At 32.9% G+C, this 11916-nt stretch carries 10 protein-coding genes; 4 read left to right on the forward strand and 6 right to left on the reverse strand.

The window, feature by feature from the left end; genetic code table 11:
• Positions 1 to 90: 90 nt before the first annotated feature.
• From argF to isaB, 6 genes are all read right to left on the reverse strand, one after another.
• Positions 91 to 1101, reverse strand: coding sequence for an ornithine carbamoyltransferase (gene argF / locus NSS86_RS12190; protein ID WP_000136162.1), 1011 nt, complete (start codon positions 1099 to 1101; stop codon positions 91 to 93).
• A gap of 32 nt (positions 1102 to 1133) precedes the next feature.
• Positions 1134 to 2369, reverse strand: coding sequence for an arginine deiminase (arcA, locus tag NSS86_RS12195; RefSeq protein ID WP_000129417.1), 1236 nt, complete (start codon positions 2367 to 2369; stop codon positions 1134 to 1136).
• Positions 2370 to 2545: 176 nt separating this feature from the next.
• A complete protein-coding gene (locus tag NSS86_RS12200) occupies positions 2546 to 2680 on the reverse strand; it encodes a hypothetical protein (RefSeq protein ID WP_031775727.1) in 135 nt (44 codons plus the stop codon).
• 35 nt (positions 2681 to 2715) lie between these two features.
• Positions 2716 to 3165: an arginine repressor gene (locus tag NSS86_RS12205; protein ID WP_000748760.1), complete on the reverse strand. Its 450-nt coding sequence runs from the start codon at positions 3163 to 3165 to the stop codon at positions 2716 to 2718.
• A gap of 366 nt (positions 3166 to 3531) precedes the next feature.
• A complete protein-coding gene (gene aur, locus NSS86_RS12210) occupies positions 3532 to 5061 on the reverse strand; it encodes a zinc metalloproteinase aureolysin (protein WP_001225022.1) in 1530 nt (509 codons plus the stop codon).
• 423 nt (positions 5062 to 5484) lie between these two features.
• Entirely contained in the window at positions 5485 to 6012 is a 528-nt protein-coding gene (gene isaB, locus NSS86_RS12215) for an immunodominant staphylococcal antigen IsaB (RefSeq protein WP_001044559.1), read from the reverse strand.
• Positions 6013 to 6269: 257 nt separating this feature from the next.
• Here isaB and NSS86_RS12220 point away from each other — a divergent pair, with 257 nt between their 5' ends.
• The 4 genes from NSS86_RS12220 to manA all read left to right on the forward strand — a co-directional run bounded on the left by NSS86_RS12220 (position 6270) and on the right by manA (position 11822).
• Positions 6270 to 6728 carry a hypothetical protein gene (locus tag NSS86_RS12220; RefSeq protein WP_000734800.1) on the forward strand — a complete coding sequence of 153 codons (459 nt, stop codon included), beginning with the start codon at positions 6270 to 6272 and terminating at the stop codon, positions 6726 to 6728.
• Positions 6729 to 6967: 239 nt separating this feature from the next.
• The gene (locus NSS86_RS12225) at positions 6968 to 8842 is read left to right on the forward strand and encodes a BglG family transcription antiterminator (RefSeq protein WP_000887022.1); all 1875 of its coding nucleotides are present in this window, start codon (positions 6968 to 6970) and stop codon (positions 8840 to 8842) included.
• A 75-nt stretch (positions 8843 to 8917) separates the two neighbouring features.
• Positions 8918 to 10870, forward strand: coding sequence for a PTS fructose transporter subunit IIABC (locus NSS86_RS12230; protein ID WP_000706111.1), 1953 nt, complete (start codon positions 8918 to 8920; stop codon positions 10868 to 10870).
• Positions 10871 to 10883: 13 nt separating this feature from the next.
• Positions 10884 to 11822 carry a mannose-6-phosphate isomerase, class I gene (gene manA / locus NSS86_RS12235; protein ID WP_001173201.1) on the forward strand — a complete coding sequence of 313 codons (939 nt, stop codon included), beginning with the start codon at positions 10884 to 10886 and terminating at the stop codon, positions 11820 to 11822.
• The last annotated feature ends 94 nt before the right edge of the window (positions 11823 to 11916 follow it).

Consider the following 11916-nt stretch of genomic DNA (forward strand, 5'->3'; position numbering starts at 1 on the left):
ATTCATTTCTCCTTTAATACCAATATGAGGTGTCTGTACATGACACTTATATCATCAGACACATCATATTCATATCGTTCCATTTAGTGATTAACTCCCCAATGTTGCTGCCATTACTGCCTTAATTGTATGCATTCTATTTTCAGCTTGATCAAACACTTTTGAATGTTCACTTCTAAAGATTTGGTCTGTAACTTCCATTTCAGCTAATCCATATTTTTCATAAATTTCTTGTCCATAAAGTGTATTTGTATCATGGAATGCTGGTAAACAATGTAAGAATATCGTTGAATCTTTACCTGTTAAATCAAACATCTGTTGATTCACTTGATAGTCTTTTAATAAATTAATACGTTGTTCAAATTCACTTTCTTCACCCATCGATACCCAAACATCTGTATATATAGCATCTGTATTTTCAACTGCTTCTGCAATATTATCCGTAATCATGATTGAACCACCATATTGACTCGCTTTTTCTTTTGCAATATCAACATATGCCTCTTTTGGATTTAATGATTTAGGTGTACAAATTCTTACATTAACACCTAACATAGCACCTGCTACCATTAATGAATGCGCAATATTATTACGTCCATCTCCAACGTAAGTTAAGTTTATTCCTTCTAGATATCCAAAATTCTCTTTTATTGTCATAAAATCAGCTAACATTTGTGTAGGATGCCAATCGTCTGTTAATCCATTCCACACCGGTACACCAGAGAACTTCGCTAAATCTTCAACAGCTTGTTGTGAAAAACCACGGAATTCAATACCATCGAACATTCTACCTAATACTTTCGCAGTATCCTCTACAGATTCTTTTTTGCCTAATTGAATATCATTTTTCCCTAAAAATTCTGGATGCGCACCTAAATCAATAGACGCAACTGTAAACGCTGCACGCGTTCTCGTCGAATTCTTTTCGAATAGTAGTGCAATATTTTTTCCAGATAAGTAGTGATGCTTAATACCGTTTTTCTTATACTCTTTTAATGTAATTGCAAAATCAATAAGTCCTTCGAATTCTGCTTTGGTAAAATCACTTTCTTTTAATAATGATCTGCCTTTTAAATCATACGGTTTTTGAATTTCTGTCATTATTTTCACCCTCGCTTCTATAATTTATTACGTTAAATGTCTTCTCTGAATAGTGGTTGACTCATACATCTAGGGCCCCCACGTCCACGTACCAGCTCGCTACCAGATATTTCAATGACTTTTATGCCTTTTTGTCTCAATAAATCATTCGATACATAGTTTCTATCGTAAGTCACTACAACGCCTGGTCTTATACATAATGTATTTGAGCCATCATTCCATTGCTCTCTAGCACCATCAATGACATCACCATTTCCTGTTGGAATGAATTGGATATCATCTATACCTAGTACGTCTTCTAAAGTATCTTTTAAATGACTAGATTGTTTGATGGCAATATCTTTATTTACGTCATCATATTCAATAATAAATATATTCATATTGCCTTCTGCCTTTAAAATGGCTGAATGCATTGTAAATTTGTCATAATCTATCATTGTAAATACTGTATCTAAGTGCATAAAAGTTCGACTAGTTGGAATTTCAATTGCTACTACTTTTTTAAACGTCGCCTGCGGATTTTCAAAAATACGTCGCGCTAACTTTTCAATAGCTTGTGCAGATGTACGTTCTGAAACGCCTATAGCCAAGACATCTTTAGATAAAACAAGTTCATCGCCGCCTTCAATATTGAATGGGCAATCTCGATCTAACCAGATTGGAATATTCGCATCTTTAAATCTAGGATGATGCTTTACAATATATTGAATAAATATTGATTCTCGTCGTCGTGCTCTCCAGAACATCCGATTGATTGTTATACCGTGTCCTATTGAGGCTTGTGGATCTCTAGTAAAATAAAGGTTTGGCATTGGATCTAAATAGAATGGATACTTATCATCCATGTACTCTACTAGATGTGTACATTTCGGATTAATTTCTTCCTTACGTACCCCTGACATTATTTTATCTACAAGTTCTTGATTAGAAAGTGTCGCAAATAATGTCTTAATTTCTTCTTCATGACCTAATATTGTTTTTTTAGACTCTGCTAATACATCATCAATAAATTCACTTCTTACTTGAGGATTTTCAATACTTTCAGCTGCTAACTTCTCAAGGTAAAGTACTTCAACACCCTCTTCTCTTAGCACCTGCGCAAAATGGTCATGCTCTTTTTGAGCTACTTCTAAATATGGAATATCATCAAATAGTAATCCATCTAAATAATCAGGTACTAAATTTTCTAATTCTTTTCCAGGACGCTTAAGTAACACAGTTTTTAAAGCTCCAATTTCGCTATTTACTTTAATTGGACCATCTGTCATGTCTATTTCCTCCTTTTATCTTTGAATTCATTTAGAGTATAGACAATCTTCAAACGCTTACATGTGATTATATTCACATAAAGAAAGTCGAAAATTTCATATCTTTTTGTTATACAATACATAATAATGGATTTTTATACATAAATAAAGGTGTTTTGGGTCAAAATATACATTTTTTATTCAAAAAGACCCACAAAAACACGTTGTATAAAGTTTTTTATACAGTCAAATGAATGACTATGAATTCTTTCTTTCCATAAAAAAACGCGTACACAAGTTAATATTTGGTAACTAACTTGTGTACACGTGATACGAAACTAATTTTTATTATTCATTTGATACATGTCTATTTAAATAATTTTGCATATACGTATTCTGCCATATCATTTGAGGCAGTTAAGATTAATGTAGTGTCATTTCCACTCACCGTACCTAATATCTCTTCTATATTTAGCTGATCGATAAAATAGTTTATGCCTTGGGCGAAACCAGGTGAGGTTTTAACGATAATGTATGAACCATTGATGATTGAACTTAGAACTTCATGTTCACAATAGTGTCTAAACTTTTCTCTCATCTCTTGTTCTGTTTGATTATTAATAGCTTTATAAATCCATGTTTCACAATCGATAGGGACACGATATATATTAAGTTCTTTCAAGTCTTTAGCAATTGTTGTTGCACTATATCTTACACCAAAATATTCTTCAATATATGAAATGATTTGTTCTTTTTTATAAATCTTATGCTTTTTAACTATTGTAGAAACAATTTCTAATCGTTTACTTTTCTTCATATTGTAAACTCCTTTGGTAGTTACGTTTCTTGTATTAAAAAATAAATTCATGCATGTTTCATTTATAATTTAACACTTTGTTTTGCAAAAGATAATAAAAATACATGTAAATTTTTTGTGACAACTTTTAAAATGAATTTTGTATTCTAAGTCAGCATTTAATTATCACATATCTACTACTTGTAATGATTTTAGACTGCCGAGTAGTCTTTCGGCAGACAACCCTCACACTCCTCTCATCTAATTACAAAGAGAGGGTATACCTACAAAGTCAATTATCAATGTAGGTATACCCCATATATAAGCTGTATTTAAAATTTAATTATTTATAAGTGTTTAACATTACTTCTTCTTGTTTATATATTTTTACTCCACGCCTACTTCATTCCATGCTTCATACACCTGTTCAGCTGTTTGCTCGTCATATAAATCTTTAGCCGCTTGGTATAATGCATCTTTACAATCTTTGAAGTTTGAATTACTTGTTAAGTATTCCGTTAATGCTCGGTAGTAAATTTGTTCTGATTTAGATTTCCCTATTGCTTGAATCACGTTATAAGCTGCTTTATTTGGAATTCCAGAATTCGTATGTACGCCACCATTATCTTTTTCAGTGAATACATAGTCTTTCATATGAGCTGGTTGACCAAATTGTTCTGGGTTTGACATGCTGCGTAAAGCGTCCCCCTCTTTTCCAGGTGTGTAGACATCTTCACCCATTAAGAAATCCTCGTCATCTACAAAGTATCCAAAAACATCTGAAAAGCTTTCATTTAGAGCGCCTGACTGGTCCTTATATTCTAAGTTCGCAGTCTCTTGTGTCACACCGTGTGTTAATTCGTGTGCCACTACGTCATTTGCACCCGATAAACTTGTGAATGTGCGACCATCACCATCACCATAGATCATTTTGTCACCAATCCATGCGGCATTATTTCTGTTATCTTGACCACCGTAGTTATTAACATGCGTTAATGAAACAATTGGACTACCTTGGTTGTCATATGATTCACGACCAAATGTGTCTTTGTAATAATCATATGTTTGTTTAGCGTAATAATTTGCATCTACGCCAGCACGTTGCTCATCTTTTACGAAGTTTTCATCTTCATTAGTAATCAATGTTGCTTGACCTGTTTGATCATTAAAGCTAAATGCTGATAATTTACCTTGATGCGTTAAATCTTCTAGGCTAAATCCACCGTCAATACTATTGATATTGATATCTTTTGTATCGCCAAGTACACCTTTTCCTTTACCAGTTTCTGCAGCTTCTTTAACTAAGTTCATTTTTTCTAAAATTTCGCCAGTTTGAGCATCAATTTTAACTTTCCAATGTGAAATTTCTGGTGTCACTGTAATTAACTCAACATTATAAACGTATTTATTACTGTCACCATCGATTTCAACTTTGTTTTCTTTAATGACTTTATCTTTAAGATTTTTCGCTTTATGCTTATCAATCTTAACTGCTTTAAATGCTTTGTCGGCTGCGTCATCTTTACTTAATGTCACTTTATTCGTTGGCTTTACTTTCTTCGCATCAGTATCCCCATTGATTAAAACGACTTTTCCTGATTTGTCTGCGTGTACTTTCACTTCTTTGTCAGGTGCATGAACACCATCAACACTCGGTTGCAATGTATAATGCGTAAATCCTTTTTTATCAGTTTTTACATCAGTAACAGCGTAATCTTGATAAATATTTTTTACATTTTCGGATTTAGGCAATTCTTTTAATGCTTTGACCGCATCACTCTTTTGAGTCACCTCAAATTTAATATCAGAATTAGCTGGTTTATTTTTTGAATCAATCGCTAATGCTGCTGGTGATAAAGTGCTCAACAATGTTACTGCTGCCATACTTGTAAATGCATATCTTGAAAATTTCCTCACATTTCATTCCTCCTGAAATCTTAAAAACAGCTTATAAATAAAATATTAATTTAATTTTTCAGAAAAGTAAATGATTATTTCTATTTATTTCGATACTTTTTGTTCGTTGATTTTATTTATTGATTCTTTTCTTTTTTAAAAATGTTATCTGTAGCTAAATAAAATTTTAAAAATTGAGCTTAATTATATTTTAAAATTTATCAAGGCTTTATTTTTGTGAAAATATTAACAAATACAAAATAGTGCTCTATATACTTAATCAATGCTTGAAATATGTGAGATAACTATTTAAATAATCATGATCAAATAAACATTTTTATCAATTTCAAACAACTATGTAAGACGCAATAATCGTTATTATTTAATAAAAAAGACTAGAATGCGGTATCTCTCCTCACACTCTAGCCTTAATATGCCATTATTTTATTTACTTGTTTTGTATGGTGTATGTCCAACTGTTACTTCGACAACTCTAATATGATCAACGACAAACCAGATGCCTAATGTCTTTTTAGCATTTTGATAGTAAAAAATACCGCTATCAGCTTCCTTTGTTTTACCATTTTCTTTTTTCAAGTCCTTGCCATAAGCTTTTTGGATATCTTTTAATGAAATATTATTTTTAACTACAAATTGCAATTGACTTGCTTCGTTTCCTTTTGCAGAAACACCTTTAAAAGTTTGATCATATTTCTCTACTTTTTTTATCGTATTCGTTTTAGCTAATTTAATACCATTGAATTTCACATTATCATACTTAATCGCGTTAATAAAATTCTTATCCAGAATAAAATTAGCATTATTACCAATATAACCATTATAAGTATAATATGGGGTTATTGCTGCCTGTGCCTGTTTACTTGTTGGCGCCGAATTTTCAACAACTGTTACTCCAATCAGTGTGCCCAATGCTAATGTTGCTGCTACACAAACTTTACTGGTTTTATTCATAATTATCTCTCTTTTCCATACAAATATTTTATTCCTTACACTTTTATTATAACTTTTTCAGCCATAAAAATACTAATGATTATATTTATAAATACATAACAGTTTTGTTATACTAATTGAAGTACACAAAAAACAATGAAAATATTAATATCGCCTACTTTTCTAATATTTATTTTTTAAAATGATTATGGCAATATTGAAATAAATTATTTAGCTTCACGTATCAACTACTTTTCATTAACATGGAGGCGTTATATTTGAAAAAACTTCTTATTACCATCGTAATTATCGTATTAATCGGAGCACTTGGGTTCGCAATTTATGCTGCAATAAATCATTCTACATCATCAAGTAATAACCAAGAACAAGAAAATAAATCTACGCATAAAAAAACAGAAACCGAAGAAAATGATCAACAAGATGATAGTGCAGACAAAACAGATAAAAATCAAAATAATGGCAATAACGATACTAATGACAATCAACCATCTTCACCGTCAAATGTTCCTAACAACCATTCAACAGTACCATCGAATACGCAACCAGCTCAGCCAAAAGACTCAAATTCAAATAAAAATAATACTCACGGTGGTGGCAGTCAATCGTCAACAAACAACCAAAATAATCAACAACAGAACACACCACCTGCTAATAAATCAAATAATACCAATACGCCTTCTAAACAAACACCTCAAGCACAATCACCTAAAAATTAATCATTTGCCTGATACGTCCACAAGTACCAGATGCATAAATTCAGAAAAACAGCAGTGAGATATTTTTCTATTTGAAATATCTTACTGCTGTTCTTTATTTGCATAATTCGCACTCTGTTAAAATCATATAAAAGTTCGCTTTAATGTCATTGACGTATGTATAAGCTCTCATGTTTAATAATATTAATACACCTTTAAAAACGCTTACACGAAAAATTTAGAAAGGAGGTACATGTTAAATGCTTGATAGACACTTAAAACTACTCCAGTTTTTTATTAAAAATCCATCAAAGCACATTAGTTCTAATGAAATTGCTGAACATGTCAATGTTTCAAACCGCACAGTTCGCAATGATATTCATGTTATCAATAGCAATTTTATGGATGATATCATCGTAAGTATTAAATCTAAAGGATATCAATTAAATACATCGCAGTATACCTTAGAAACGATAACTGAACGTTACACGCATATTCAATCATATAAAGAAAAACTATTATTATCTATGGCGTATCAACTGCTAATGCACAATAAATCGCAGACATTGCAACAACTAGAGCAAGATTATCTATTATCTAAAACTGTGCTCAACGACTATTTCGTTCGAATTCAACAATGGTGTCAAAAATTTAATATCGTTTTAACAATCAAGAAAAAACAAGGTATTGTGGTCGATGGAACAGATAATGATATCACTAATGCCATCATCCATTTAAATCAATTATCATCAGGGCATGTACATGTTGAAGACCTAATTTTAAATGAATTACCTGATTCACACCAAAGGATGATTTCGCATATTATACAAGAGACACTTCAACAACATAGTATTGAAACAACTGATATTCAAATACAACAGCTTTTAATTCATCTCATTTTAATCATTAAACGTAAGCAATCTTTAAGTGAGCTAGACACGTTAAACCATGATGCAAAATTGATATCTCAATCTTGCATTAAGCAAATCAACGAAAGATTAGGTTATGACTTGAACGAAAAAGTAATCAATATGTTTTCATTCTTTATTGCTTATCATTTTAATAAACTCGATATTGGTATAGAACGTATATTTATACAAAGTTATATTGATCGCTTAATCGAATTGATGCAGCAACGTATTCATGTACCTTTCAATGAAGATTCGATTTTACAACAAAATTTATATAATCATTTTAGTAAAGCATATTTACGTATCACTCAAAACATTTATTTAAACAATCCTTTAGTTATAGAGATTAAAAAACTCTATCCCTTTGTGTTTAACACACTTTTTGAAGCGATTGATAAATTAGCAATTGATACTGATATAGAGATGAGCGAAGATGAAATTGCATTTTTAACAATTCATTTTCAAGCTGCCATCGAGCGTCGTACCAAAACACAATTAAATGTAGTCATTGCTTGTTATTATGGTCTAGGTGTGTCGAATTTTTTAGAAACTAAAATAAATAACTTATCCGAAGAGTTGTCAGTAATAAATACGATTAAACTAGAAAGTATAACACACTATCACTTTGACAATGTAGATTTATTAATAACGACCCATGATATTCCAAAACAAACGCTAAACATACTTCCTAAGCACCTGACGACTATCAAGGTTGCACCATTATTTTCTGAAGATGATCGTCACAAAATCAGACACGTTGTGAAGCAAAAGCAAAATCCGGTTCAAGCACATCATCATATGGACACTGTCAATTTCCTTGTCGTAAATACTGAACAAAAATCACGGCATACTGTGCAAATTTTTGAAGAAGCTCAAAAAATATTACAAGCACATCATGCGATTGTAGAAGGATATATCGAATCAGCTTTAGAGCGTGAGAAATCATCTTCTACATACATAGGTAATTTTATGGCGATTCCTCATGGAGATCCTGAAAAAGTTTTACAATCACATGTGCTTATTTTTCGCACAAAAGATGTTTTTCCTTGGCGACAACACGATGTCAAACTTGTCTTTTTCTTAGCGATTTCGCATAAAGACAAAGCTTTTACAAAACAAATGATGCAATTAATTGCTAACTTGGATGATGATTCAGTGAACCATTTATGTAGTTTAGATGATCATAGTTTAAAGCAACAGTTATTTGAATACTTACAAGAATAATTGCCACTAGTAACGGTAATTATTCTTTTTTTAGTATCGAGAATACGCTTACAATATAGAAAAGGAGATGATTTTATGAAAATTGTAGCTATTACCTCATGCCCAAATGGCATTGCACATACATATATGGCTCAAGAAAAGCTTGAGCAGGTAGCAAAAGAAATGGGTGTGGATATTAAAGTAGAGACACAGGGCGGTGTTGGTGCTGAAAATGTTTTAACTACGCAAGACATCGAAGAAGCTGACGGTGTCATAATTGCAGCTGATAAACAAGTTGATCTATCCCGATTTGTTGGTAAACGGTTGATTAATGAAAATGTTCGCGAAGGGATTCATAATCCGAGAGGTCTAATTCAACGTATCATTAATCAAGATGCGCCTATTTATCAATCTGAAACAAATTATCATTCGAAAGATCGCGGTAAGTCTAAAAGTGGTATTCAAATGGTGTATCAACATTTAATGAACGGTGTATCGTTTATGGTTCCTTTTATCGTAGTTGGTGGACTCCTTATCGCCATCGCGCTGACTCTAGGCGGTGAAACGACATCAAAAGGATTAGTCATCCCAGATGATTCATTTTGGAAATCCATTGAAAACATTGGTAGTTTAGCCTTTAAATTTATGGTTCCAATACTAGCTGGATATATCGCTGTTAGTATCGCTGACAAGCCCGGTCTTGTTCCTGGTATGATTGGCGGCGCTATCGCTGCTGACGGTAGTTTTTATGGCAGTGATGCAGGCGCAGGATTTTTAGGTGGTATTGTTGCTGGTTTCTTAGCAGGTTATATCGCAAAGTGGATTAAAGATATTAAAGTTCCAAAAGCAATGGCACCAATTATGCCTATCATTATTATTCCCATTATTTCATCGGTCGTTGTAGGATTGATATTTATATTTTTAATCGGTGCACCAATTTCTAATATTTTTGAGGCATTAACAACCTGGTTAAAAAGTATGCAAGGTGCTAATATTATTATACTTGCGATGATTATAGGTGCGATGATCGCCTTCGATATGGGCGGTCCAGTAAACAAGGTAGCATTTTTATTTGGCTCAGCACTTATTGCTGAAGGTAATTACGCCGTTATGGGTATGGTCGCAGTTGCTGTATGTACACCACCAATCGGTTTAGGTTTAGCAACGTTTGTTCAAAAGTATAAATTCAATCATTCCGAAAGAGAAATGGGTAAGGCTTCCTTCACTATGGGACTATTTGGTATTACTGAAGGTGCTATTCCTTTCGCAGCCCAAGATCCATTGCGCATTATACCTGCAAACATCATTGGTGCAATGATTGCATCAGTCATTGCAGCCATTGGTGGTGTCGGCGATAGAGTCGCACATGGAGGTCCAATCGTGGCTGTATTAGGTGGTATTGATCATGTATTATGGTTTATCTTTGCAGTGATAGTAGGTAGTCTTGTCACAATGACTACTGTACTATTATTAAAACGCAATACACCAGTTATAGCAGTAGATGCACCAGCGCAACACACGCAACTTCATGATACAGATATTACACAACATGATACAGAGGTTGACAATGTAGATAAAACCGCGAAACATTCACATCTCAATAAACCTTCTCATGTTTTTGATCAACAAACTATGATAATTACTGATCACGACATGTCTCGAAACGAAGCAATTGATATGTTGATTCATAAACTTAAAATTTGCCGTTATGTAGAGCACACATCGCATTTAAAAAATGCAATACTAGAACGTGAAATGGAGTCTACGACAGCTATTGGCATGAACGTGGCCATTCCACATGCAAAGTCTGATGTTGTAAAACAACCGATTGTAGCTGTTATGAAAAATAATCATGGTGTTAAATGGGACAGTCTAGATGGTAGTCTACCTCAATTGATATTCTTAATTGCCGTACCAAACAACAGTCAGGATACACATTTAAAAATACTTCAGCGCTTATCTAAAGCGTTAATGAATGATGAGACACGCCAATCACTAATTAATGCAAACAGTACTACAGAAATTTATAACTTATTAATGAAAATATAGAGGAGTTTTAACTATGGCATTATTTTTACAACCCGTTTTTAAAGACAGAATTTGGGGCGGTCATGCATTAAAAGCATTTAACTATGATATCCCTAATGAAACAACTGGTGAATGCTGGGCAATTTCTGCACATCCAAATGGTCCTAATACAATTATCAATGGTCCATACAAGGATATGACCCTAGATCAACTTTGGTCACAACATCGTGAATTATTCGATAATGATTCACGAGATAGTTTCCCTCTGCTAACTAAAGTATTAGATGCCAATGATAAATTATCTGTTCAAGTTCATCCAGATGATGACTACGCTTTAAAACACGAAGGCGAACTAGGTAAAACAGAATGTTGGTATATTTTAGATGCAGCCCCAGGTGCTGAAATTATATATGGCGTACATGCACATAATAAACAGACGTTAATCGACATGATTGATAATCATGAATTTGACAGTCTTTTCAAACGTATACCTGTTAAGCCCGGTGACTTTTATTATGTTCCTGCTGGCACTGTCCATGCCATTGGTTCGGGTATTTTAATTTTAGAGACACAACAATCATCCGATACGACATACCGTATTTATGACTATGATAGACGAGATCAAAATGGTCAATTGCGTGATTTGCACTTAGAGCAAAGTAAAGATGTGATTGAATTAGGCAATCATGAACCAAATACTACTCCTATAACAACTCACATCGACACACACACTGTAACTCAATTTGTAGATAATCAATATTTTGCAGTATATAAATGGGATATTCATGGAGATTTAAAATTCAATAAACCACATGCTTATTGCTTAGTTACTATTATCGATGGTACTGGTACTTTAACAGTAAACGATAAGCACTATGACATCCAAAAAGGTTCTAGCTTTATTTTAACTACGGAAGACGAGGATATTCACTTTGTCGGTAATATTAGTGCTATAGTAAGTCATCCTGGATAATAGCAATGATAACAACCGTCCCATAAAAGACAGAAATTACTATCTCTTCTGTCTAAAAACATAAAAATCCACACATTAAGGAGCTATAACCCTA

Source organism: Staphylococcus sp. FSL W8-0056 (assembly GCF_037963075.1).
Classification (GTDB): Bacteria; Bacillota; Bacilli; order Staphylococcales; family Staphylococcaceae; genus Staphylococcus; species Staphylococcus aureus.